Here is a 24195-nt window from a genome sequence, read left to right as displayed (position 1 = left end):
GTCCCCGCCCGGTCAGAGGTTCCGCGCCCGGTTCAGCAGCGCTCGCCCGGCCACCCCGTACGTGACCATCGCGATCAGTGCCAGCACCAGCAGATTCACCCACGCGTCGGCGAACCCGAACAGCGCCGCGTCCCGCATCCCGTTGATCGCGTAGGTCAGCGGGTTGATCGCCGAGATCCACTGCAGCACCGTCGGCATCTGGTCGACCGTGTACATCGACGGCGCGCTGAACACCAGCACCAGGATCGACACGTTCGACAGCACCATGAAGGTCTGGAAGTCGGTGATCGTGATAGCCGCGGCCAGGTACAGCCCGTTGAATGCGATCGCGGCCAGCGTCAGCGCCACCAGCAGCCCGGCCCAGCCCTCCAGCCCGAACGGCAGGTCGAAGATCAGCGCCGCGACGCCCAGCGCCAGCAGGCTCTGGCCCAGCACCAGCGACACCCCGGCCAGCAGCTTGCCGAGCAGGAACCGGGAACGGCGCATCGGGTACGACCAAAGCTGGGTCGCCACCCCGCTCAGCTCCTCCTGGAACAACGCGACCCCGGAGGTGCCGGACGCGCTGACGATCGACATCGCCAGCACCATCGGCAAGAGGAAGACCGCGAACCGCAGATCGGCGCCCCGGTAGGAGATGCTCCCGACCAGGTTGCTCAGCGAGGTGTTCACCAGCAGTAGGTACACCAGCATCGGAGCCAGGCTGAGGATGAGGTTGATCCGGTTGCGGGCCAGCAGCGCGTACTCCCGGTAGATCACCGCGAACAGGTCGGCGGCCCGCGGGGCCACGGTGGGCGGAGCGGTCTCGAAGGTCAGCTTGGTGGCCATGTCAGCCCTCGTTCTCGGTCATCCGGAGGAAAACCGTCTCCAGAGAGTCCAGGGCGGTCGACACACCGCTGATCACGATGTCGTGGTCCTGGCAGTGCCGGGTCAGCTCGGGCAGCATCTCCCTGGCGCGGGCGCCCTCGATACGTACCTCGGTTTCCTCGGCTGTGGCGGTCAGCCCGGCGTTCTCCGCCCAGGCCGCCACGGCCCCGCCCGCCCCGGCGTCGTCCACGGTCACCCGCAGGTGCACAGAACCGAACTCCTCCACCAGTTCGCGCGGCTTGGCGAAGCGCAGCACCCGGCCGCGGTTGATCACCATCACCCGCTGGCTGTTGCGTTCCAGCTCGTCGATGTGGTGGCTGCTCCATAGCACGGTCACCCCGTGCTCCTCGCGCAGCCAGGTCACGAATCGTTCGATCTGGTGCCGTCCGGCCACGTCCAGGCCAGCCGACGGCTCGTCCAGGATCAGCAGCTTGGGCAGCGTGATCAGGGCGCGGATCAGTTGCAGCCGCTGCCGCTGCCCGCCGGACAGCTGGAAGCACAGCTGCGGCAGCGCCTTGGCCACGCCGAGGAACTCGGCCAGTTCCAGCGCCCACGGCCGCACGTCCCGCCACCGCACGCCGCGGAACCTCGCCGAGATCCGCAGGTTGTCCAGCGCCGGCAGCATCTCGTCGAACGGGGCGATCTGGTGCATCGCCCCGATGCCGCTCTTGGCGGCCACCGGCTGGCGTACGGGGTCGGCGTCGAACACCTGGACCCGGCCGGAGGAGGGGGCGGTCACCCCGCAGATCATCTTGATCAGGGTCGTCTTCCCGGCCCCGTTCGGGCCCAGCAGCCCGATCGTCTCGCCCCGCGCGATCTCGAACGACACATCGTCCACGGCTGGTGTCTCGCTGCGTCGATATCGTTTGGTCAGCGCCTCGGCCGTCACCACGTCGCCCGACACGGCCATACCCGCCACCTCTCCCGTTAATTGGGGTCGAGTTTTCATGTCGAGTATCACCTCGGAATATGCGGGCGGTACAACCCCACGAATGTGGGCGTATGACGGTGTTTTAGATATCCGCGAAAAGAGAACGACGAATTCGGCACGCGTGCCGCGGGGGTCGTGCCGGAGAGGATCAGACGTCGAGGGCGCGGCGAAGTTCGGTCGCGAACAGGTGGGCGAGTGGTGACATCGTGTACATCAGCGAGTGCGCGGTGACCTCTGCCGCCACGTCGATCTCGCGATCGGGCATCGACAGCACGTTCGCCTCCAGCAGCGACTCGATGACGCGCTCAGCGGGCGCCTCCGGCCCGTCCAGCGCCGCCACCAGCTCCTCATGACTGAACGGCGGCCCGTCCAGCGCGCCCAGCGCGACGAACGCCTGCCGGTGCGGCCATGACGTCCGGTTGTAGAACTCCTCGAACCGCTCCCGCAGCGACACGTCGCCGGCGGCGAACTCGTCCAGCACGCTCTCGGCCCGTGTCAGCCGCTCGATCAGCAAACCCAGCGGCACGTGCGGCAGCCGCGCGAACCGGCCGCCGAGCAGGCGCAACATCAGCGGGGAGCGCCCGTACCTGTCGAACAGCGCGGTGAGCGCGGGCCGGTCGGCGAGAACCCGTTCGCGGCCGATCTGCTTGACCAGGAACTCGACGCCCTCAGCGGCCGACAGCTCGCCCAGCCCGATCCGCGCCACCGACTCCAGCCCGCTCAGCCTGCTCCTGCTGGTGGCCAGCACCCGGCTGTCCCCAGAGCCGGGAAGCAGCATGCGCACACTCGACTCGTCGGGGGCGTCGTCGAGGATGAGCAGGACGCGGCGCTTGGCCAGCCAGGACCGCCATACCGACGCCAGCACGTCCTCGTCGTGCACCCCGGCGGTGCTCACCCCCACGGCCTCCAGGATCTCGTGCTGGAGGTCGCGGATGGCGTGCGATCCGCCGCCCCTGCGCCAGAGCGGGACCACCAGGGCGCCGTCGGGGTAGGCGGGGGTCAGGGTGTGCGCGACGTGGACGGCCAGGGCGGTCTTGCCGATGCCCGGCTCGCCGGTGATCAGGATGACCGCGGCCGGTTCGTCCATGATGCGGTGGATCTCCGCCTTCCGGCCGACGAAGTCGCCGATGTCGCGCGGTAGCTGATTGGCCAGGGCGGGGATCCGCACGGTCCCAGGCCCGCCCCCGCCCCCGCCCCCGACCCCGGCCCCGACCCCGGCGGCCGGCGGCGCGGAACGGGCCACCACGCCGGTGAGGATGTCCTGGTAGAGGCTCTTGAGCACCGGGCTGGGATCGATGCCCATCTCTGTCGCCAGGTGCCGGCGCAGCTCCTCGAAGTGCGACAGCGCCTCGGACGCGCGCCCGCACCGGGCCAGCGCTGTCATCCGCGCCGCGGCGATCCGCTCCCGGGTGGGGAATCGCGCGGGTAAGACGTCCAGGCTGCTCAGGGCCTCGACGTGGTGGCCGAGTTCGATCTCCAGCTCGGCCCAGTCCTCGTAGATCGACAGGAACAGGTCGGTGAACCGGGCCATCTCCCGGACCACCTGCGGCACGTGCGCGAACTCGGTCAGCGGTTGGTCCCGCCACATGCCGACCGCGTCACCGAGCAGTTCGGCGGCCGCCGCGAGATTCCCGCCGTGGATCGCGCTGCGCCCGGTCCTGGCCAGCTCCTTGAAACGCAGCAGGTCGAGCTCGTCGGGGCCGGCGCGGAACCGGTATCCCCAGCCGTGGAAATCGATCCGGTCGCCCGCGATCTTACGTAATGCGGAGACATAGACCTGCAGATTCTTCCGGGCCGTACGGGGCGGTATCTCCCCCCATAACGCGTCGATCAAGTCGGCCGCCGGCACGACCGCGTTCACCCGGCACAGCAACAGCGCGAGAAGAAGCCGTTGTTTGGGAGCGCCGATGACGGCGTCGCGCTCGTCCACCCGGACCTGGAGGGGGCCGAGTATCGAGCAGTACAGGCGAGACGATGCGGCGGTGCTCATGCGCCTCCCTCGACGTCACAACGCTTCGGTGCCGAGCAGGAGGAAATCGAGTACGCCGCTGATCGGCGGCGGCGAGGTCGCCCGCAGCACGTTCAGGTGCAGCGTCCTGACCATCAACGCGGCCGCGTTCGTGACCGCGCGGGTGCCGGCCTTGGCCTCGAACCAGCGCCAGTCGCCGTCCGCGTTGACCTCCAGGAAGACGACTTCTCCGGCGGCGAGCAGCAGATCGAAGGCGCCGAAGACCAGCCCCCAATCCCGCGCGAGCCGCCGCACCACCTCGACGGCCCGCGGCGGAGCCGGCGTCGCGCGGACCGACACGCCGGCCGGGTCCCGCCAGGGCGCGTCCGGCGACGGCTTGGTCACGGCGAAGGCATGGACGTCGCCGGCCAGGTAGTAGACGCGCAGTTCGAGGTCGTGCTCGACGTACTCCTGCACGATCATCGGGAAGCCCGGGGACGGGCGGCACACGAGAGTCTCGCGGTCAGCGATCTCCGGAAGCAGGCCCACCATACGTCCCGGCGCGGTCTCGACGAAGTGCTCGTCCAGCACCTTCACCACGAGCCTGCCCCTCGGCAGTTCGGCGGCGGCGGCCCCGGGGTCGGTCGTGACGATCGTGCGCGGCGTGCGCACACCGGCCGCGGCCGCGCCGGCCAGCTGCGCCAGGCGGCCGAGGCGACGGCCCGGGAGGCTGGCGGGGGCGATCGCGGCGAGCTGGTCGACCAGGGCGGACCAGGAGTCGGCGCGGATCAGCGAACCGGCGGGGCCGGGCGTTCCCGGGATCGCCCGGGGCATCGGCCCGCGGGCCCACACGACGCTCGGCCGCAGGCAGCGGCCGTCCATGGTGACGAGCCCGCCGTCGAGGGAAATCGTGAGGTCAAGCGAGTCCGGGCGGCCCGGGAGCCCGTCATCCGGATACGCGGGCGGGTCCTGGCACGCCGGAGGCGCCGCCGCGTGCGCGGCGTCGAGCCGTACGGTCGGCACACCGAGTTGGTGCAGCACGGCCTGCAGGGCGGCGAACTCGCCGCGCGCCGCGCGATCGGCGAGCACGACCCGCGGCGCGCCCGGCACGGACTCCTCCACCGGCAGCCACCAGACGGCGCGAGGCGATGACGACCGCAGGTCCACGGTGACCGGGTGCCCGCCCGGCCGGCCGGGCGCTGAATGCGGCGAATCTTCGCCGTGGCCTAACAAGTTCTCACCGTAATTGTTTGCCGGCCGAGCGTGTCATCGGCGTATCTCGTCGGCAGTTTCTGCAGCGAAAGCGCCACGGTGATCACACTCATCTCCAAGGAGCGATGGTCCGACCTTAAAGCGTCAAGTGGACGGAAGAGACATCAGTTCTGGCTGTGGACAATGCCGTTGCGGGCGGTGCGATGAAGGCCGCCGCGATGGGTGGTCGCCTCATGGGGACAGGGTCTCAGCAGGATTACACCTTGTCATCGTGAGCTGTGATGATCCTGGCCGGGCCGCCGCCGTGCGTCTTGTCACAAGTGACAAGGGCGCACCCACCGTCTGGGCGCTCCACAGAGTCTCGGGCCGAAGGCCACGCTGCCGAGGTCTGACGCGGCATTGCCGGGCGAGGACGAGCCGTCCCCGCGGCGGTGATCGTGGACCCGCGACCGCCCAGGGGCATGCCATCGGACCACGCCGACGACCTGGGCCGCTGCGGGCGGAGTTAACGCGTCAAACAGGAAATTTAAATTATCACTTCACTCCGAGCTTTGTCATCTTGCGCAATCAATGCCAGTCAAGTAAACCCATTGATCATTACGGTCAATCTGATGGCCGGCTGTGAAGGAGAGCAGAAATGGGCAACCTGTTCCGGACTTTACGCAGCCGCCTGGATGCCAATGCTCGGCGGGCGGTCGAGATGTACACCCACGAACTCGCGGACTACCGCAGCCTGGCCGCGGAGACCCGAGGGTCCGCCGCGATGCTGGACTTCGCGGTGATGCTCCGGCGCCGCACCATCGACTTGGCCGCGGAGGAGCAGCCGTTCACCGAGCAGGACCGGGCGTACATGTCCTCGGTCGGGATGTCGCGGGGCGAGGTGGGCGTCTCGCTGGCATCCCAGCGGCAGGTCCTGCTCCTGCACGCCAATCTCACGCTGCGCGAGATCCACGAGGCAGCCGGCCCCAACGACCTTGGCGGGGTGATGTGCATGCTCGGATGGGTCGCCCACCATGGCCTTACCGCGCAGAACGCCTACACGCACGGATACCTCAAAGGCCAGGAGCGCTTCCTGCCTGTCGTGGCCAGGATCCAGATGCTCGCGGGGATGCTCCTCTCCGACGAGCCTGCGGCGGCACAGCTGGCCCGCGAACTCGATCTGCCGGTGTCAGACCACTACTTGGTGACGATCGCTCGGATCTCCGACGGCTGGCCTGACAACCAGCGGCGCGACGAGGTCGTCAGGACACTGCTGAACTGCCACCACATGCCGCTGACCTGGCACAAGTCGGATGAGTTCGTGGCGCTGGTGCCGTGCGACGGCGCCGATCCGATCGACGGGCAGGCGGCGGCGCGGTCCCAGGCGCTGTCCCTGATCCGCGACTTCGCCGAGCTGTCCGGACCGTGTTCGGTCGGGGCGGCCCCGGGCCGGGCGTATGCACTGGCGGACCCGATCTCGCTGGCCCGCAGGGTCTGCCAGGCGGCGCCCGTGGAGAGGGTCCCCCACCAGGTGTACGGCGTGGCCGACGTGTTCGTGGAGTTGGGGGCGGCCCAGATGCCGCAGGTCGACCAGTGGCTGCGCGAGCTGACCTGGCGGTTGGCGAGTGGTCCCGACCTGGTGGCCACGCTCGACTCCTACTACCGCAACGACATGAACCGGATGCGCACCGCGACGGCACTGCGCGTGCATCCCCGCACTCTCGACTACCGGCTCCGACGGGTTCGCGACCTGGTCGGGATCGAGCCCGGCTCAACCCGCGGCGTACGAGTGCTGAGCACCGCCGTCACCCGCATCCTGGCGGAGGCCTGGCGCGACCAGCGCTGACGCACCTCGAGACCCAGGCTCAGATCAGGCCGAGCAGTCCGGTGCGGTGCTTGGGCTGGATCGTTGGTCTGCAAGTGAAAGGTGGCCGTTGTCCTGCGCCCCCGGCCGAAGCCGGACCCTCACGCGCGGGCGCCTGGCGCCTGGGTCAGCCGGGATCGCGGTGGCGGCCAGGGCCATGGTGGCAACCGCGGCGACCACGCCAGGGTAGACGATCGGCGGGATGTACGGCATGGCCGCACCGATCATGCCCTTGCGGAACGAGCGGGCTGCCCATCGGGACGCGGACGTACGTCTACGATCAGCCCTGACGTCATCCGAGGTCGAGGGAGTACCAGCCGTAGTGCGAGATGTGGCCGTTTTCCAGCAGCGCAGGATGGCCGTGAGGCAGGGGTTCCGCGGGAAGTGGCGGGATGGTGATCATCGACCAGTCCAGAAACCCATCGGCAGTCGGGACCAGTGGCTCCAGGCTCGCATGGCTCAGCCGCTCACCCGAGGCGTACACCGAAAGATGGTAGGCGCCGAGACCAGCGACATCGGCAAACCAGTCATCGCACGCCCACCGCAGTTCTTCGGCGTCACTGACGACGAGTGTTTCACGGCATCCGACCGTGCCGCTCCAATACTCCCCCTTGACCAGGTAGTGGCTGTAGGGCGACACCGAAAAGGGCGTGCCCTCGAAAGCGGCCAACCCGCTGCTAGCGGCTGGATGCGCGGGATCTGCTCGTAGCACTTGCTCGTAGAGCCGCCGCGCCTCCTTTCGCATCCGCTCGCAGTCCCTCCTGGCCCGGTCGCTTTCCTCGTCGTCCGCCTCGCCCTCCTCGTCGAAATCCTCATCCTCGTCGTCGAGCCCAAAGGCGTGGACGAGGGCATCGGCGTCATGAGAAAGGCGGGCGGCCAGCAAGACAGCAGCCTCATGATCCTCAGGACGCGCTTCCAGCGCGACACGAAGCCACCGCACGCACGGCCACTCATCATCGGGCTCCTCCATCTCGCCCGGGAGAAGACTCAGGAGTCTGCCGTATTCGCGCGCGGCATCGCAGTCGCCCCCCTGGGCGGCGCCTCGAACATTTTCCAGGTGATGTTGAACAAGGGTCATGACACAGGACCCTAGGAGTTTTGGCCCGGATCGGGGACTTATCCGGCCGCGGCACTCAGGTCGAGTCGCTTGTCCATATCAAGAAGGTGCCGAGGGCGTCATGCGCCCCGACGTGGACGCCCTCGACGTTATCCTGCTCATCGGCTACCTGACCCACCTGGAGCCCGCGGAGTGGGACGCCCGCGCCCCACCACCTCCTGCGCGTCATGCGAGGAAGCTCAGCGCGGCCTGGTCCGACCAGCGCTTCAGGAGATCCTGCAGTGCCCTTCTCACCTCGCTGGCGGTGGTGGTCGCCATCTCCTCGCCACGTGCTGGCATGCGGTCCTGCGCAGATCCTGCCACGGTGACAGAGCGGGCGATTCGTCCGCGATCCATTTAAGACAAACCACCCGGTCCACGCGATTGAGCTGGCCTATGTCAACGGCGTTGGCGCCGGGTTGGGCCAGGTCGGCAACCGCAGTTGCGACGGCATCGGTGCTGGGTCGGACGTAGATGCCGGGTGGGTGAGGTGTCGGCTCTCGGTGGCTGTCCGCTCACCAGGTCACCCGTAGCGTGTGCACGCCGTACACGATGCTGAAGGCCCGGAAGTCGGCCTGTTCGTCCGGGTCGGCCAGGGCGAGACCGGGGAAGCGCCGGAGCAGGGCGGGGAAGGCGATGCGCATCTCCATCCGGGCCAGCGGCGCCCCGAGGCAGTGGTGCACCCCGTGGCCGAAGGCGGCGTGACCGGCGGCTCCCCGGGTGATGTCGAGGGTGCCGGGATCGTCGATGAAGGCGGGGTCGCGGTTGGCGGCGGGAAGCGAGCACATCACGAGCGAGCCCGCGGGGATGGCATGCCCGGCGATCTCCACCTCCGTCGTGGTCGTGCGCGGCGGCAGCAACTGCACGATGGACAGCCAGCGCAGCAACTCCTCCACGGCGGGCTCGACCTGGGCCGGATCCTCGCGGATCCGCGCGAGCTGCTCCGGGTGCCGCAGCAGGGCCAGGGTGCCCAGGCCGAGCATGTTCGAGGTCGTCTCGTGCCCGGCCAGCAGCAGCAGCCCGGCGATGCCGACCAGCTCGTCGCTACTGAGATCGTCGCCGTGCTCGCGTACCAGCATGCCCAGCATGTCCTCGCCCGGATCCGCCTGCGCGCGGGCCACCAGGCCGGCCATGTAGGCGCGGTCCTCCCGCTGCGCCGCGACGCGCTGATCCATCGGCAAGGAGGTGTCCAGCAGGCGCACGGCGCGCTCGTGGAACTCCGCGCGGTCGGCCTGCGGCACACCCAGCAACTCGCAGATCACCAGCGAGGGCACCGGCAGCGCGAAGTGCTCCACCAGATCAGCCGGCTTACCGGCCCGCTCCAGATCGTCCAGGGCCGCCTGGACGATCTCGGTGATCCGCGGCTCCAGCCTGCGCATCCGGCGCATGGTGAACTCCGGGGTGAGCATCCGGCGCAACCGCGTGTGCTCGGGCGGATCGAACCCGATCAGCTGCCCGGCCTGCATCCTGGCCGACTCGTCGGCGCTCATCTGCCCAGATCCCGGGAACGGCGTCAAGGCGCTGCTGAACCGGGCCGGATCCGACAGCACCTGGCGAACGTCCTCATGGCGGCAGACCAGGTAGGCGGACGAGCCGAACGGCGTCTCGACCCGGACCACACCCTCTCCGTCGCGTACCCGGGCCAGCTCCTCGACCGGGTCGAACCCATTGCGCCGCATGTGCAGCGGCAATTCCGGCGTTTGCGTCATCGTCTGTCCATTCATCTCGTGATCGTGTGAGACCGTCAGGCGCGGGTCTTGGCCAGCAGGTCGATGATCTCGGCGGTGGTAGCGCTCTCGCCGAGGAGTGGGAAGATCCGTTCCATGCTGTGGCGATGCGCCTCCGCATCCCGATCGGCGATGGCGTCGGCCACCAGCGTGACGTTGTAGCCGTGTTCGTAGGCGGCGCGGGCGGTGGACTCCACGCCGATGCTGGTGGCGATCCCGGCCAGCACAAGCTGTGTGACACCGCGGCGGCGCAACTGCAGGTCAAGGTCGGTGCCGTGAAAGGCGCTCCAGGTGCGCTTGGTCACGGTGATGTCGCCGGGGTGGCCGGTCAGGTCATCGACGATGACGTCCCAGCCCGCGGGCAGAGGGCCGGGCGGGCGTGGAATCTCGGTGCGTCCTGGAGCAGCATCTGGTCCGTCCGCGCCGCCCGTGAGCCGGACCAGGACAACCGGGGCACCGTGGTGGTGAAAGGCGTCAGCCAGGTCGACCGCACGGGCCACCACCTCGGGGCCGGTGTAGGGGGTGGTGGGGAGGGCGACGACGAGGTTCTGCAGGTCGATGAGGACGAGTGCGGTCGTTGTGTCGATCGTGGTGACGGGCATGGGTGAGTCCCTTTCTGAGGATGCGGTGACGAATCCAGGCGCCCAAGGAGATCGGACCGTGCGTCTGGCTCAGAGGGAACTGCTGAGTCCCCGAGGGGCAAGGTTCGGAGGAAGCCCTTGTTCTCGAAGCTCAGCGTCGTGGAGCTCCGAAACCAGTGGCCGGCTCAGGGTTGGGTGTCGAGCCACTCCTGGAAGGTCGGGCCGGCGAGCTTGGCGTGCGGGCCGGGCAGGAACCCGCCCTCGGCGGCGATCTCGGCATCGGGCATGCCCGAGCCGTCGACGCCGACGACCTTGATGCCTCGGCGGGCGCCGAGGAGCGCGGCCACCTCCGCCAAGCTCTCCTTTCGGGGTCCGGCGATCTCGGGGATCGGCGTTCCCGGGGCGGGCTCGCCGGGGTCGAGGGCCAGGTCGACCAGTGTCTCGGCCACGGTGCGGCAGGCTACGAGCTGGGTGGGCAGGGCCGGGATGTAGGCGACGTCGTCCTGCTGCCAGTCCAGGAGCTGAGCGACGAACTCGTGGAACTGCGCGGCCCGCAGGATGCGCACGGGCAGCGGGCCGGACAGGAGGAGTTCCTCGTGCACCTTCTTGGCGGCGAGGAACCCGGCGGTGGCCTTGTCGACGCCGATGATGGACGCCACGGTGATCTGGGCGATTCCGGCCTTGCGGCCGTACTCGTGCAGATTGCGGGCCGACGTGCGGAAGAACTCCGTCGCCGCCTCCTGATCGGAGGCGTGCCACGAGGCGACGTCGATGATGGCCTTGACTCCGAGCAGGGCCTCGGCCAGGCCCTCACCGGTGATGATGTCCACGCCGGTGGCTCGGGACATCGGCACGACCTGGTGCCCCCGTTCGGTGAGGACGTCGACGACGTGGCGGCCCAGCCGGCCGGTCGCTCCTGCCACCGCGTACTTGGTGATGCTCATGCTTCCTGCCTTTCTTGCTCGCTGTAGTTCTGGCCGGGGGGCATGCCGGGGATCGGCTTGGCGATGAGAGCGGCGGGGGTGAAGAAGCCGATGTGGGCGATCGCCATGATGAGCGTCCAGAGCGCCTTGTCGTCGTAGTGTGCGGACGCCTTGGCGTACAGCTCGTCGGGGACGCGCTCCCCGGACGGGTTCGGGGACAGCACCGCCTCCACCAGCTCCAGCGCGACCCGTTCGGCGTCGGTGAAGTAGGTGGCGTCCCGCCAGGTCGCCACGGCGGTGATGCGCTCCTCCGGTTCCCCCGCCTGGCGCAGGTTGCCGGTTTCCCTGATGGTGAAGTACGTGCTGCCGAGCATCTGTCCGGCGCGCAGCTGCAGCAGGTGGATGGTGACCTGCGGAATCGAGCCGTTCTTCATGACCTTGTGCAGGCCTTCGGCGACCACCGCCATCTCGGGGACGAACGGGAGGGGGTTGGGCATGCGCGACCGGAGGTCGGTCGTCGTGGGTGTGGACATGGTTGGGACTTCCTTATTCGTGGTGTTGCGTCGTTACGAGCAAGAGATCCCGGCGACCCGCTCCTTGTGACAGCCAGGCCCATGTGACATAGACCACCGACCGTTGGTGTCACAAAGCGGCGGAGACCGGGATCGTATGGATATTGCACGGTCGCGAACGAACAGGCGGGAACCAGCGATGAGCGAACGAAGCGAGCAACCGACGGGCACACCCGAGCCCCTCGCTCGTGACCACCGCATGAACTCGGCTACCGAGGCGTTCGTCGCCCACCGCAACCTGCTGTTCACCCTCGCCTACGAGATCCTCGGTTCTGCCGCCGACGCCGAGGACGTCCTGCAGGAGACCTGGCTGCGGTGGGTGAGCGTCGACCTGGGCCCGGTGCTGGACCAGCGCGCGTACCTGATAACGATCGCCACCAGGCAGGCGCTGAAACGGCTGCGTACGCTGGACCGGCGCAAGGAGTCCTACGTCGGGCCGTGGCTGCCCGAGCCGTTGCTGACCTCGCCTGACGTGGCCGAGGACGTGGAGCTGGCCGACAGCGTCTCGATGGCGATGCTGCTGGTACTGGAGACGCTTCAGCCGACCGAGCGGGCGGTGTTCGTGCTGCGCGAGGTGTTCGATCTGGATTACGACGAGATCGCCGAGGCCGTCGACAAGAGCCCAGCCGCGGTCCGCCAGATCGCCCACCGGGCACGGGCACACGTCGCCGCGCGCCGGCCACGCGGCGCCGGCTCCCCGGCCGAGCACCGAGCCGCCCTCCAGGCTTTCCAGCGAGCGGTCGAAACCGGCGAGCTGCAGAGCCTGCTCGACATCCTCGCGCCGGACGTCGTCGCCCTGAGCGACGGCGGCGGTGTCAAGCATGCCCTGCTGCGGCCCATTGTGGGGATCGACAACGTCGCTCGCCTGCTGGCCGTCGGCTGGTGGAAGCGCGACGGGAAAAGGTCGGTCGAGCTGGTGCAGATCAATGGCGGCCCGGGGCTGCTCGTCCGAGTCAACGGCGAGATCGACGGCGTGCTGGCGGTGCGAGTGGAGAACGGCTACGTCACCGGCGCCTACCACGTACGCAATCCCGAGAAGCTGTCGCGTATGGAACAGGAGACCGCCGTGAGCCGCTGAGGCCGGAACGACCTGCCGGTCCGGCCCCGCGTCGGCTGTACCCGGGGAGCTGTTGCGTCGGGCGCTGTCGTAAGGGTGAACGACGCCGCGCATGCCATCCATACGACCAGGCCCACAAGGTGGCCTGAGAGGCTGTGGGCGTGACAGTTGATGCGGTTGAGGAGTTCGAGCGGCACCGCTCGAAGCTGTTCGGATTGGCCTATCGGATGCTGGGTTCGGCTGAGGAAGGCGAGGACGTCGTCCAGGACACCTTCCTGCGTTGGCATCAGGCGAGCACTGTCGAGTCGCCGTGGGCGTGGCTGGCCAAGGTCGCCACCAACCTGTGTGTGAACCGGTTGACGTCCGCGCGTGCGCGCCGGGAGAGCTATGTCGGTTTCTGGCTGCCGGAGCCGGTGCTGACCGAGGGCGGCGCTCTGGGCCCGCTGGACAGCGCCGAGCAGCGGGAGTTGGTCTCGCTGGCCTTCCTGGTGCTGCTGGAAAGGCTCAACCCGGTGGAGCGCGCGGTGTTCGTCCTGCGTGAGGCCTTCGACTACAGCCATCGAGAGGTGGCCGAGGTCATCGACTCGTCCGAGGCGAACTCCCGGCAGCTGTACACCCGAGCTCGCCGGCGTCTGGCCGAGGCGCGTGGCGGCTTCGATCGCCGGGTGGACCATGCCTACCGCCTCGACCTGGTGGAAAGCTTCCTGGCAGCCGCGGAACAGGGGGACCTGCCTGGGTTGGAGAGGGTGCTGGCCGAGGACGTGACCGTGTGGGTGGACGGTGGTGGCAGGGTCGGCGCTGCCCGGCGGCCCATCTCCGGTATCGCCCGGGTGGCGCGTTACCTGGTGGGCTCATTGAGCATCTCCGGCCAAGGGGTGAGGTTGTCGGCCGCGGAGGTGAACGGCACGCTGGGGCTGCTGGCCCGCGCCGGTGAGGAGTTGGTCGGCGTGCTGGTGCCGGAGACGTCGGACGGCCGGATCAGCGGGATTCGCATCATCGCCAACCCCGACAAACTCCGGTTGTCACATTCCGGAGGCCTATCCGGTTCTAAATGGGTGACCGCGAACGCCGGGACCCGGCGTGAGGCGGTGACCTGACAGCCGCGCGAGGCCGGAACGCTCCGGCATCGCGCTCTCCGTGAGGGGTTTCTACCCGTGACGAACCCGTTCCTGGTGACGGGCGGTACCGGCCGGCTCGGCCGCGCGCTCGTGCCACAACTTCTGTCGGCCGGTCATGCCGTCCGCGTGCTGAGCCGCAAGCCGCCGTCGGACGAGCAGACATGCCGTGGTGACCTGCTCACCGGTGAGGGCCTGGAGGAATCGCTCGACGGCGTCGGCGTGATCGTCCACTGCGCGACCGGTAACGACCGTGCGGACATTGATGGCACGCGCAACCTCATCCAGGCGGCGGTGCGAGCAGGGCGCCCGCATCTGGTGTACGTGTCCATCGTCGGCGTCGGCCGGGTGGACATGCCCTACTATCGGGCGAAGCTGGCCTGTGAGCAGCTCGTGGAACGCTCCGGCCTGCCGTGGACGATCCAGCGCGTGACCCAGTTCCACGAGCTCATCGTCTGGATGTGCACGAGCCAGCGGTGGCTGCCGGCGATCGTGATGCCCAGCGGTGTCAGCTTCCAGCCCATCGACGCGAGCGAGGTGGCCGCCCGCCTGGCCGCGCTGGCAGGCGCGCCGCCGGCCGGCCGGGTGCCGGACCTGGGCGGGCCCGAGGTGCGCCCCGCCGCCGATCTGGCCCGCGTCTATGCTCGCTCGCGCTCCAGCCGCCGGCCGGTGGTGTCGGTGCCAATGCCTGGGGCCGGCATCCGCGGCTTCCGCGAAGGTGGACATCTGACCCCCGAGCACGCCGACGGACGGATCACCTTCGAGAAGTTCCTCACCGCATGAGCGCCCGCACCTGGCTGCGCGCGGGCCTGGCCTTCCTCGCCGTGGCGCAGTTCGCCGTGGGGGGCTGGGCGCTGTTGCTGCCCCGCTCGTTCTTCGACATCCCCTGGGTGGGAATGCGCATGCCGTACAACGCGCATCTGATGATGGACTACGGCGCGATGAGCCTGGCCACGTCGGTGGTGCTGGGCGTGAGCGTTTTCATCGTACGGCGGAGCATGGCCCGTACGGCGCTTGCCGTGTACCTGGTGTTCGCCGCGCCGCACCTGGCGATCCACATCCGGCTGTTGCACCATCTCACGCCCGGCGAGCGCGTGCCGTTGCTGATCGCACTCTCGGCGGCCGTCGTGATCCCGCTGGTGCTGCTTCCGCTCACCAGCCGGCTCGAAAAGGCGTAATTCCTCGAACTTCCCGCAGAAAGTGTCTTTGTCATGCCCGAAAACGTTCCGTTGCCGATCCGCAGGGATGCGGCCTGCCCGTTCAGCCCTGACCCAGAGATGGCCCGGCTGCGTGAAAACGATCCCGCCGCGGCCTCCCAGACACTCCTGCCGACCGGCGAGCTGGTAGACGTCCGGCTGGTCACCGGGTACGTCCGCCAGCGCCCCAAGCACCACCGCGTCGTACGACTCCGCCGCGTAACTCATATCGTCGTGCTCGGATCGGCCGTCCTGATGCGCGCCGCGAAGTTCGGGGCTGGTGTACCAGGCGGTCGAGCAGCTTCACGCCCTGGGTGGACAGCGCTCGCTCGGCGCTGTCGTCCAGTGTGAAGATCATCGCGGTAGGCTAGCCGTCCTCGACAGCGAGATGGCCGAGCAGTTTGCCCTGCAAGGTGTCGGCGGCCGCACATGCCCTGGTCATACGCGGTGATGAGGACGCCCGAGGTCGCAGCCGGAGAGATCACCGCAACGCCGGCGTCCGCGACCTCGTTCAGGGCGAGGCTGACCCGAAAGACCACTCATCCCCTGTCCTACGGTCCAACCCGCCATCTTTGGCCGAACCAAGAAACGATCATGCGGAGAACGGGCTAGAGGGCGAGGGTTTCCGGGTCTACGGCGTTGGCCATGGCCTGGGCGCCCTTGTCATTGAGGTGCATGCCGTCGCCGCTGTCCAGGGCGGGGTGGATGTAGTCGGGGGCTTCGGGGTTCTCGACAGCTTGGGCCACATCGAAGACGGCGTCGAAAGTGTCGGTGGTACGGATCCAGTCGTTCACCTCGCGTCGGGCGACGAGGCCCTCGGGGGTGCTGATCCCGGGGTAGATGGCGCCCGCGAAGGGGCCGATGGTGGCGGCGAGGATCTTCAGGTCGGCCTTGTGGGCGCGGTGGGCCAGAGCCTTGAAGCCCTCGATGAGGGCGTCGGAAGTGGCGGGAGGCTCGCCGGACATGCCGGGGAGGCCGAGGTCGTTGATGCCGAAGTGCACCAGGACGTGGGTCAGGCCGGGAATCGAGAGGACGTCGCGGTCGAAGCGCGCCAGCGCGTGCTCGCCGACCTCGTCCCGCAGCAGGCGGTTTCCGGCGATGCCCTGGTTGACGACCCATCCCCGCCTGAGGCGCCGGTTGAGGACGTCCACGGAGCGGTTGTTCGCGCCGGTGGTGGAGCCGACTCCTTCGAACCAGGAGTCGCCGAACGCCACGGCGATCGTGGTGTCGTCCGGGGTGAGCACGTCGACGCCCGAGACGTAGAACCTGGCTTCTACCTGCTCGGCCTCAACGAGTGCGGGAGAGGTGACGTGGTTCCCACCGACGATGTGAGCGGTCTCCATGGGCTTGTGGGAATAGGTGGCCAGGCCTGTCTCCTCAGGGAGGTAGAGGCTGAGGAACAGGTCGGCGCCGGCGGCGACGGGGAGATCCATCGGGTCAGCGGCTGCCTCTTCTCCCGGCGGGATGGTGAGCTTCTCGGCGCCGTTGAAGGTGAGGACGGCCTGCCCGTGCTCGGTGGCGGCCGTCGCGGCGGCGATGGTCAAGGGGGTGCGGCCGTAGAGGTTCGTCAGGCGTACGCGGAGGCGTTCTCCGCCGCCGGCCATGTGGAGCACCTGACGTACTGTCTGGTTGGCGAAGCCGCGCGGCTCGGTGAGCTGGATCTGCTCGTAGGGACTGATCACGGCGGTGCGGAAGCCGGCTGTCCAGATCATGCTTGCTCCATGGGTAGTTATGGGGAATGTCGCCGTTCAGACGGGGATCAGGATGGTCTTTCCGGCCAGCCGTCCGGCGGTGGCTTCGTCGTGGACGGTGGCCAGGTCGGTCAGGGGGCGCCGCTCGGCCACCTCGATCTTCAACTCACCGGCGTCGGCGCGGGCGATCAGCTCGGTGAGCTGGGTGGCGTCGCTGCGCACGAACACCCGCACGGTCCGCACCCCGCGTCCGGCGTCGTCGGGTCCGGGGGTGGTGCTGACAAAGGCTGCGCCGTCGGTGACCGGGTCGCGCGGTCTCCTGCGGGCTGGTGGGTGCCAGGTTCAGCACCACGTCGAATCGCTGCCCGGCCACCGCCTCCAGAACGGGGGTGGCGGTGTAGTCGATGATCCGGTCCGCGTCGAAGGGGCGGATGCGCGCGCTGGCGGTCGCGGTCACGCCGGCACCGGCTCGCTTGGCGAGCTGAACCGCGTACCCGCCGACCGCGCCGCCCGCACCGAACAGCATGTCGGGAGCGGGTTGCAGCCATGGCACCTCCGGCTGGTGGGAGCGCAGCGTCTCGTCCGGGTCGTCGCTCGGGCCGCCCAGCCCGGAGGGCACATCCTCTGCGTCGTGGATCGAGCCGAGCATCCGGTAACAGTGCGCCAGCAACTCCCGCCGGAAGGGCTCGCTCAGCCGGACGAACCCCTCGTCGGGCGCATCGTCGGCCATGTCCGGCTGTCGTTGTGCCGTCCGCGTCATCGCCCCTCCACTCATCCCATCGGCCAGATCATGGCGAGCATCGCCGCAGCCATGAGAGCGTGGGCCAGGTGGGAGATCCTGTCGGTGACGGCTAATGACGCGCCACCGGAGCCGGGTCGCACGCCGCGGAGCAAGAACCACAGTCCGGTGCCCGCGAGCACAAGGATGAGTATCCACCTGAGTGGTACGGACTCGATCATTCCATGACTCCCGTGCATTCCATGACCTTCGTGTTCGAGATGGAGAGGTGACGCCTCCGTTCGGAGGCGTCACCCTTGCCATGCGGCTCAGTGGTGCGCGTGGTGGGAGTGGCCCCCTGCGCCGTCGTAGGCATCGTGATAGGGGAACTCGTTAACGTAGCGCTGGCGGCCGAGCGGGGTCAGGTCGAGATAGTGGTAGGTGCTCAACATCACCTCGGCGCCGCGCCCGTAGGTCGAGTAGGTGTGGAAGACGGTGTCCTGGTCGCGGACGAAGACGCTCATGGCCTGGGCGTCGCCGTTCACGGCGTACTCCAGGCCCTCCCGTTCCATGGTCGCCTTGTCCTTGTAGTTGTACTCGACGGGCGCGACGGACTCGTCGTTGGTGGCGTGAAAGTCGTAGTTGAAGTCGCTACCGGCCGAGGAGTACCACGGGATCGTCCACCCCATCCGCTCCTTCCACCTCTCGATCTTGGCCAGCGGTGCGCGGGAGACGAGCACGAACGTGGTGTCGCTGCCGTGCAGGTGCTCCAGGCGCCCCACGTTGTCGACCGCGAACGAGCAGCTCGGGCAGCCTTCTTCCCAGCCCTCGTTCCACATGAAGTGATAGACGATGAGTTGGGGGCGGCCCTCGAACAGGTCGCCGAGGCCGGCCTTACCGGCGGAGCTTTCGAACGTGTAGTCCTTGTCGATCCTGACCATCGGCAGTTCGCGGCGCTGTGCGGTGACCGCGTCCTGCGCCCGCATGACTTCCTTCTCCTGCGGCAGCAGCTTCAGCCGAGCTGCCAGCCACTCCTCGCGGGACACGACCTGCGGAAGAGCCATTGCCTTCTCCTTCTGCTGCATTTAGATCATGGTGTGAAGAAACGGTAGGAACCGACAACCGTCGCGCCGGCACTCACGGGCGGGCCGGCCATGCGGTCGGCCGCACCACGCTGAAACTCCTGGAACGCGGCCAACCGCGACAACGGATTGTCATCCCCCTCCACGAGCACGACGTGCACGAAACTCACCCCGTCGGCCAACAGGAACGCCGCGTAACGCAACCCCGGAGGAGCCACCTCGGTCGTCTGCCGACCCTCTACCTGTACTGAGGCGGCGCTCTGCCAAAACTCATCGGTCCTGCTCCGAGGCGTCTCAACGCCCGGCAATCGGATGCGGTTCGCCCCCGGGCAAACCTGACGCCAGGTTCACCATCGGGCGAGTGTCTTTCAGGTGCGGATGCCACACCGGAGGGGCAGCCGCATCGCGGCCGCCGGCAGAGTCCGGTCCAGCCCTCAACCGCCACCGGGATCAGGCCGGCGATGACGCGAGTAACCAGGGCGGGGGACACGATGACGGCGAACCTCGCTGTGTCGCTGAGCATCATCGCGGCGAAGGTGGCCGGGCCGTCGCGCGAGGAGGCTCCCGAAATCGGGAACCTCCCCCTAGGCAAGGCCGAGCGTTTCGTCGCCACCCACCTGGATGCACATCGGTGGCAGGCCGGTCAAGTCGGCGTAGAGCGGGCTGGCGAGCGGATCCTTCGGGTCGGCACCGCCCAAGAACATGGCCGCCAGCCCTGCCACGACCTCCTTGTAGAAGAAGGCTTCCGTCTCGCGGTTCGTCTCGAAGGTTTGGCTGCTGAGCGCCATGTCCACCCACGGCGACATCAGCATCACCGCGGCCGCCGTGGGAAGGCCCAGCTCGCGGGCGCGCAGCATCGTCGAGACGGACAACCCGCCTCCAGACGAATCGCCGACGACCGCGAGCGACGTGCTTGGCGTCGATCCCCTGATCGAGCAACCAGCGGTAAGCGGTAGCGGAGTCATCGAGCGGTGCAGGATGGGGATGTACGGGGGAATAGCGGTAGCCGGTGAGCAGCGCGCGGGCCCCGATGGCCTTTGATTTCGAGGTAGTCGATGCCGCCGGGCTCGGCCGTCAGGTCACCCCAGTAGTGTTGCCCCACCCTGTCAGCGTGATGTGACCGAGTTGCGAACTGGCTTTGAGCTGGAAGCACTCAGGGTGAGGCACGATTGCCGTGTCCTCACCCTGCATGTTGGGTGTTACTCCCTCCACTGCTCGGCGGGCGACACGCCCGGGAGCGGCTTGCCTATGAGGGCGAGGGGGATGAAGAAGAAGACCTGGCCGATCGAAATGGTGAGCGTGGCGAGCGCCTTGTCGTCGTAGTGGGCGGATGCCTGGGCGTACAGGTCGTCGGAGACTCGCTCGCCGTGCGGGTTGGGGGTGAGGACGGCCTCCACGAGCGCCAGTGCGACCCGCTCGGCGTCGGTGAAGTAGGGCGCGTCCTGCCAGGACGCCACGGCGGTGATGCGCTCCTCCGCTTCCCCGGCCTTGCGGAGGTCGCCGGTGTGCAGGACGGTCAGGTAGGTGTTACCGACGAGCTGGCCCGCGCGCAGCTGGACCAGGCTGATCGTGGTTTTCGGGATCGAGCCGTTCCCGGTGGCCTTGAACAGGGCTCCGGCGACCCCTCCCAGCTCGGGGATGAGCGTGGCGGGGTTGGGCAGTCGCGACTGGCGGTTCTCCCGCGCGGTCGTTGTGGACGTGGTCATGGTGGGTTCTTCCATTCTGGATCTCGGTGGTGTCACTGCCATGACGAAACGCGAGGGGTAGACGTAACAGATGAACACGATCGATTTCCGAGCGGCGCCGTGACGACTGCTCTGCCGCCACGCTGCCTTGGTCGATTCACGTGTGCGTGGTAGGTGATTCCGCCCTCGGCCGCGAGCTTCGATGATGCGGATGAGCAGCAGCGCGAGTCAGCACAAGATGACGTGCGCACGGATGCGTTCCTCCAGGCGGTGGTAGACGGGCCGCAGATCGATGATCGACTGCTTGTCGACGACCAGCGGGACGCGCATGACCGTCCGGTCGAGGTCGGTACCCCGCAGGAAGTCCTCCATCAACGCGGCATCCGCCATCTGTGCGCCGATCACGATCTTGGCGAACGGGGTGGTCAGGTAGCGCATCTCGAAGCCGGCGCCCGGTTCGCGCCTGGGCGGATTCGGGCGGCCGGGGGTAGGGATCGTGGTGACCCCCACGCCGCTGACCACGACCAGACGGCGTACGCCGGTCGCCCGCATCGCCTCGGCGATGGTCCGCGCCCGTCGAGGAGACACCGGTTCGGTCTTCTTCCGCGAGCCCAGAGCGAACAGCACCGCGTCGGCGCCCTCGATCGCGGACGCGAGCGTCATCAGCTCAGGGTCGGCTCACATCCGCGGTGAGCTTACGGACGTCCGCGTCCAGCAGGTCACAGGCGAATCCTGCGGCCTCCAACCGGAGTAGGTCGCCTTCCGGTAATCGCCGGTGCTCTCCACCGCCACCGGGTGCACACCCCAGCGGCGCAACCAGTCTGACAACGCGACGAGCCGACCCTCGCCGCGCACCACGTATCAGTTTCATATAATATGAATATCGTAGAAAGTCTGACCGAAGAAAGGCCTGTCATGATCCTGGTAACCGGTGCCACCGGCACCGTCGGACGCCCCCTGGCCGGCGTGCTCGCCGGCGAAGGCATCAAGGTGCGTGCCGTCACCCGCGACCCGCAAGCGGCCGGTCTGCCCGCCGGCGTCGAGGTCGTCGTGGGCGACCCGTCGCGGCCGGACACCATGGGCGCGATCCTGGAGGGCGTCTCCTCTCTCTTCCTTCACCCGCGCGCCGTGGGAGAAGCGGCCGCCGACCTGCTGGCGCTCGCCAAGGAGCGCGGCGTCCAACGAGTGGTGGCGCTCTCTGCCGTCAACGTCGACGACGACCTGGCCGACCAGCCGTCCCGCTTCCAGGGGGATAGGAACAAGGAGGCAGAGGATGCCGCCGTCGCGAGCGGCCTGGACTGGGTGAGCCTGCGGCCCGCCTCCTTCGCCGTCAACACCCTCCGCACGTGGGCCCCTCAGGTCCGTGCCGGCGACGTCGTCCGCGGCCCGTACGCCGCGTTCGCCGAGCCTCTGATCCACGAAGGGGACCTGGCGGAGGTCGCTGCCCGCGCGCTGCTCGGCGCCGAGTTGACCTTCCAGAAGGTGCGGCTCACCGGCCCGCGCTCCCTGTCCCACGAAGAGTTGGTGGCGGCCATCGGCGAGGTGATCGGCCGGCCGCTGCGCTATCAGGAAGTTCCGCCGGAGGCATTCGAGCAGAGCATGATCCAGCGCGGCCTCCCGAAGCCATTCGTCGAGGCCCTGCTGGCCAGGTACGCCCGAGGTGCCGGGCCCGCCGAGGGCGTGACCGACGAGGTGGAGAAGATCCTTGGCCGCCCCGCGCGCACCTTCAGCGAGTGGGTCGCCGACCACGCCGCCGCCTTCCAGAACTGACACGGTCCAGAGATCAAGGAGAAGACCATGGTTGACGCAGAGCGCACTCCGCAGCAGGGCATCCGGGTGTTGCGTACGCCCGAGGCCCGCTTCGAAAGTCTGTCCGACTACCCGTTCGCGCCGCACTACGTCGAGATCGACGCGAACGACGGCGCCGGCACCCGGCTGCGCGTGCACTATGTGGACGAACGACCGAGCGATCCGGCCAAGGCGTCCGGGGAGACGGTTCTGCTGCTGCACGGCGAACCGACGTGGAGCTACATCTACCGGCACATCATCCCGCCACTGGTCGCGGCCGGGCATCGCTGCGTGGCCCCCGACCTCATCGGCTTCGGCAAGTCCGACAAGCCTGGCGACCGGTTCTCCTACACCTATCAGAGCCACGTCGGCTGGCTGACGGAGACGGTGCTCGACCGCCTCGACCTGCACGACATCACCTTGGTGGGCCAGGACTGGGGCGGCCTGCTGGGCATTCGCATGGTGGCCGAGAACCCCGGCCGGTTCCGTCGCGTGCTGGCGACCAACACCTCTTTCCCCACGGGAGAAGAGGAGCTCGTCGCCAACTTCGCCATCTGGCTTCAGCTCAGCCAGCGGTCAAACCCGTTCGACATCGCCAAGGTCATCGACAGGGGCACCGTGAACGAGCTGGACCCGGCCGTGGGCGCCGCGTACAACGCGCCGTTCCCGGACGAGTCGTACCTGCAAGGGGCACGCCAGTTCCCGCTGCTCATCCCGATCACCCCCGTCGACGAGGCGTCGGCGGCGAACCGCAAGGCGTGGGAGGTGCTGGAGAACCTGCACACCCCGTTCCTGGTCGCGTTCAGCGACAGGGACTACGGAGTCGGCGGCGGCCCGGACAGCCTGCGCAACCGCATCGCGGGGGCTGCGGGACAAGCGCACACCACCATCGAGAACGCCGGCCACTTCGTCCAGGAAGACAAGGGACCGGAACTCGCCGCCATCATCGACTCCTTCATCCACTCGACACGCTGAGTCGAGCTCATTGCTGCTCGCAAAGGAAACCGATCATGAGAAACGATTCGCTCGCTGGATACATACGCTTTCTAAGTCTGACCTTCGCAGGGCTGTTCGCCGGATTCGTCACCGGGGTCCTCATCTTCGAGCTGTCCCTGCGCGACTACGACGGGTCCGTGTACACCCAGGTCCGGCAGATCGAACTCGACCGCCTGGACACCCTCGCCTCCGTCACCCTGATTCCGGCGCTGATCACCACCGCGATCCTGGTCGCCCTCGCGGCCAAGGGCAGAGGCCGTGCCTTCTGGCTGACGTCGGCGGCGCTCGTCCTGCTGGTGACCGTCTTCGTCACGACGCTGATCGTCAACCTCCCCATCAACGGCGATCAGGCCGGGTGGAGCGTCACGGCGCCTCCCCCGAACTGGGCCGACATCCGTGATCGCTGGCAGATCGCACACGCGGCGCGTACGGTCGCGGCCGTACTCGCCTTCGCCCTGCTGGTCGCGGCGGCGATCGTCAACGCCAAGCAGTCCCTCCCGCACCTGGTCGATCGCTCGCCGACGGACCGCTCAGCCCCCGCCCCCGCGTACGAGGGTGGTCGAGGGTGAAGGAGATCGAGTTGTCCGCCGGGAGGGTCGCCTACGAGGACGTGGGTGAAGGGCCCACGCTCGTGCTGTTGCACGGGCTGATGATGGACGCCTCCCTGTGGGACGAGGTGATCGCCGACCTGTCGGCCGATCACCGATGCGTCGCGCCGACGCTGCCGCTGGGTGCCCACCGCCACGCCATGCACGCCGACGCCGACCTGTCGCTCGCCGGGATCGCGCGGCTCGTCGCGGAGCTCCTCGAACGCCTCGATCTCCATGACGTCACCCTCGTCGGCAATGACACCGGCGGCGCGCTCGTCCAACTGCTCATGAGCGACGGCGACGCACGCGTGGGGCGGGTCGTGCTCGCCTCATGCGACGCGTTCGACAACTTCCCGCCAGGGCTGACAGGCAGGACACTCGTCCTCGCCGGCAAACTCTCACCCCGGATGTTCGGGCTGTTCATGCAGCAGATGCGGCTCCGGATGCTCCGGCGGCTCCCGCTCGCGTTCGGCCGGCTGACCCTGCGCGGAGACGCCGCCACCGCCCGCTGGCTGAGGCCGGTCCTGACGCAGCCGGAAATCCGCCGCGACACCGTACGAACCCTTCGAGCGGCGGCGGC

The 24195-nt window shown here is 68.5% G+C and carries 25 protein-coding genes and 2 pseudogenes; 9 read left to right on the top strand and 18 right to left on the bottom strand.

Annotated elements, in window-relative coordinates; all coding sequences use genetic code 11:
• Positions 1–12: 12 nt before the first annotated feature.
• The 4 genes from ACFPZ3_RS44440 to ACFPZ3_RS44425 form a co-directional block, all read right to left on the bottom strand.
• Positions 13–825: an ABC transporter permease gene (locus ACFPZ3_RS44440; protein WP_379520426.1), complete on the bottom strand. Its 813-nt coding sequence runs from the start codon at positions 823–825 to the stop codon at positions 13–15.
• 1 nt (position 826) lies between these two features.
• Complete coding sequence (locus ACFPZ3_RS44435) at positions 827–1813, bottom strand: ABC transporter ATP-binding protein (RefSeq protein ID WP_379520425.1); 987 nt, start codon at positions 1811–1813, stop codon at positions 827–829.
• 130 nt (positions 1814–1943) lie between these two features.
• Positions 1944–3785 (bottom strand): AfsR/SARP family transcriptional regulator, encoded by a 1842-nt coding sequence (locus ACFPZ3_RS44430; RefSeq protein ID WP_379520424.1) that lies wholly within the window; start codon positions 3783–3785, stop codon positions 1944–1946.
• Positions 3786–3800: 15 nt separating this feature from the next.
• Entirely contained in the window at positions 3801–4910 is a 1110-nt protein-coding gene (locus ACFPZ3_RS44425) for an ATP-grasp domain-containing protein (RefSeq protein WP_379520423.1), read from the bottom strand.
• Positions 4911–5592: 682 nt separating this feature from the next.
• Here ACFPZ3_RS44425 and ACFPZ3_RS44420 point away from each other — a divergent pair.
• Positions 5593–6780 (top strand): PucR family transcriptional regulator, encoded by a 1188-nt coding sequence (locus ACFPZ3_RS44420; protein ID WP_379520422.1) that lies wholly within the window; start codon positions 5593–5595, stop codon positions 6778–6780.
• Positions 6781–7090: 310 nt separating this feature from the next.
• On the opposite strand, the gene ACFPZ3_RS44415 is transcribed toward ACFPZ3_RS44420, so the two are convergent.
• The 5 genes from ACFPZ3_RS44415 to ACFPZ3_RS44395 all read right to left on the bottom strand — a co-directional run bounded on the left by ACFPZ3_RS44415 (position 7091) and on the right by ACFPZ3_RS44395 (position 11658).
• A complete protein-coding gene (locus ACFPZ3_RS44415; protein WP_379520421.1) occupies positions 7091–7876 on the bottom strand; it encodes a hypothetical protein in 786 nt (261 codons plus the stop codon).
• 533 nt (positions 7877–8409) lie between these two features.
• Entirely contained in the window at positions 8410–9603 is a 1194-nt protein-coding gene (locus tag ACFPZ3_RS44410) for a cytochrome P450 (RefSeq protein ID WP_379520420.1), read from the bottom strand.
• A gap of 35 nt (positions 9604–9638) precedes the next feature.
• Entirely contained in the window at positions 9639–10223 is a 585-nt protein-coding gene (locus ACFPZ3_RS44405) for an isochorismatase family protein (RefSeq protein ID WP_379520419.1), read from the bottom strand.
• A gap of 164 nt (positions 10224–10387) precedes the next feature.
• Positions 10388–11146, bottom strand: a complete 759-nt coding sequence (locus ACFPZ3_RS44400) for an SDR family oxidoreductase (protein ID WP_379520418.1) — start codon at positions 11144–11146, stop codon at positions 10388–10390.
• Positions 11143–11658, bottom strand: a complete 516-nt coding sequence (locus ACFPZ3_RS44395; RefSeq protein WP_379520417.1) for a carboxymuconolactone decarboxylase family protein — start codon at positions 11656–11658, stop codon at positions 11143–11145. The genes ACFPZ3_RS44400 and ACFPZ3_RS44395 overlap by 4 nt, the downstream gene beginning before the upstream one ends.
• A 178-nt stretch (positions 11659–11836) precedes the next feature.
• Between ACFPZ3_RS44395 and ACFPZ3_RS44390 the strand changes: the two genes are divergently transcribed.
• From ACFPZ3_RS44390 to ACFPZ3_RS44375, 4 genes are all read left to right on the top strand, one after another.
• Positions 11837–12775, top strand: coding sequence for an RNA polymerase sigma-70 factor (locus tag ACFPZ3_RS44390; RefSeq protein WP_379520416.1), 939 nt, complete (start codon positions 11837–11839; stop codon positions 12773–12775).
• Between the two features lie 140 nt (positions 12776–12915).
• Positions 12916–13851 (top strand): RNA polymerase sigma-70 factor, encoded by a 936-nt coding sequence (locus ACFPZ3_RS44385; protein WP_379520415.1) that lies wholly within the window; start codon positions 12916–12918, stop codon positions 13849–13851.
• Between the two features lie 57 nt (positions 13852–13908).
• A complete protein-coding gene (locus tag ACFPZ3_RS44380; protein ID WP_379520414.1) occupies positions 13909–14652 on the top strand; it encodes an SDR family oxidoreductase in 744 nt (247 codons plus the stop codon).
• On the top strand, positions 14649–15047 hold the full coding sequence (locus ACFPZ3_RS44375; protein ID WP_379520413.1) for a hypothetical protein: 399 nt from the start codon (positions 14649–14651) through the stop codon (positions 15045–15047). Before ACFPZ3_RS44380 ends, ACFPZ3_RS44375 begins: the two co-directional genes overlap by 4 nt.
• A 626-nt stretch (positions 15048–15673) precedes the next feature.
• Here ACFPZ3_RS44375 and ACFPZ3_RS44370 read toward each other — a convergent pair.
• The 9 genes and pseudogenes from ACFPZ3_RS44370 to ACFPZ3_RS44330 all read right to left on the bottom strand — a co-directional run.
• Positions 15674–16777, bottom strand: a complete 1104-nt coding sequence (locus ACFPZ3_RS44370) for an SGNH/GDSL hydrolase family protein (RefSeq protein ID WP_379520412.1) — start codon at positions 16775–16777, stop codon at positions 15674–15676.
• Between the two features lie 36 nt (positions 16778–16813).
• Positions 16814–16978 (bottom strand): zinc-binding dehydrogenase, encoded by a 165-nt coding sequence (locus tag ACFPZ3_RS44365; protein WP_379520411.1) that lies wholly within the window; start codon positions 16976–16978, stop codon positions 16814–16816.
• On the bottom strand, positions 16923–17516 hold the full coding sequence (locus ACFPZ3_RS44360; protein WP_379520410.1) for a hypothetical protein: 594 nt from the start codon (positions 17514–17516) through the stop codon (positions 16923–16925). The genes ACFPZ3_RS44365 and ACFPZ3_RS44360 overlap by 56 nt, the downstream gene beginning before the upstream one ends.
• Before the next feature lie 287 nt (positions 17517–17803).
• Positions 17804–18538 carry a DUF899 domain-containing protein gene (locus tag ACFPZ3_RS44355; protein ID WP_379520409.1) on the bottom strand — a complete coding sequence of 245 codons (735 nt, stop codon included), beginning with the start codon at positions 18536–18538 and terminating at the stop codon, positions 17804–17806.
• Positions 18539–18564: 26 nt separating this feature from the next.
• Complete coding sequence (locus ACFPZ3_RS44350) at positions 18565–18759, bottom strand: hypothetical protein (protein WP_379520408.1); 195 nt, start codon at positions 18757–18759, stop codon at positions 18565–18567.
• A gap of 381 nt (positions 18760–19140) precedes the next feature.
• Positions 19141–19521, bottom strand: coding sequence for an alpha/beta hydrolase fold domain-containing protein (locus ACFPZ3_RS44345; protein ID WP_379520407.1), 381 nt, complete (start codon positions 19519–19521; stop codon positions 19141–19143).
• A pseudogene (locus ACFPZ3_RS44340) lies at positions 19484–19591 on the bottom strand (alpha/beta hydrolase fold domain-containing protein); the annotation flags it as partial. The gene ACFPZ3_RS44345 and the pseudogene ACFPZ3_RS44340, both read right to left, overlap by 38 nt.
• Positions 19592–19755: 164 nt before the next feature.
• Complete coding sequence (locus ACFPZ3_RS44335) at positions 19756–20262, bottom strand: carboxymuconolactone decarboxylase family protein (protein WP_379520406.1); 507 nt, start codon at positions 20260–20262, stop codon at positions 19756–19758.
• Positions 20263–20553: 291 nt separating this feature from the next.
• Positions 20554–20904, bottom strand: a pseudogene (locus ACFPZ3_RS44330) (NAD(P)H-binding protein); the annotation flags it as partial.
• Positions 20905–21156: 252 nt separating this feature from the next.
• Here ACFPZ3_RS44330 and ACFPZ3_RS44325 point away from each other — a divergent pair.
• The 4 genes from ACFPZ3_RS44325 to ACFPZ3_RS44310 all read left to right on the top strand — a co-directional run.
• Positions 21157–22011: an NmrA family NAD(P)-binding protein gene (locus tag ACFPZ3_RS44325; protein ID WP_379520404.1), complete on the top strand. Its 855-nt coding sequence runs from the start codon at positions 21157–21159 to the stop codon at positions 22009–22011.
• A gap of 27 nt (positions 22012–22038) precedes the next feature.
• Positions 22039–23004, top strand: a complete 966-nt coding sequence (locus tag ACFPZ3_RS44320; RefSeq protein WP_379520403.1) for a haloalkane dehalogenase — start codon at positions 22039–22041, stop codon at positions 23002–23004.
• A gap of 35 nt (positions 23005–23039) precedes the next feature.
• Complete coding sequence (locus ACFPZ3_RS44315) at positions 23040–23594, top strand: anthrone oxygenase family protein (RefSeq protein WP_379520402.1); 555 nt, start codon at positions 23040–23042, stop codon at positions 23592–23594.
• A partial coding sequence (locus ACFPZ3_RS44310; RefSeq protein ID WP_379520401.1) for an alpha/beta fold hydrolase occupies positions 23591–24195 on the top strand: 605 nt, incomplete at its 3' end. The genes ACFPZ3_RS44315 and ACFPZ3_RS44310, both read left to right, overlap by 4 nt.

The organism is Nonomuraea insulae (assembly GCF_042656245.1).
Note: the sequence above shows the minus strand (reverse complement) of the source record. Positions and strands in the feature narration are given on the sequence as shown.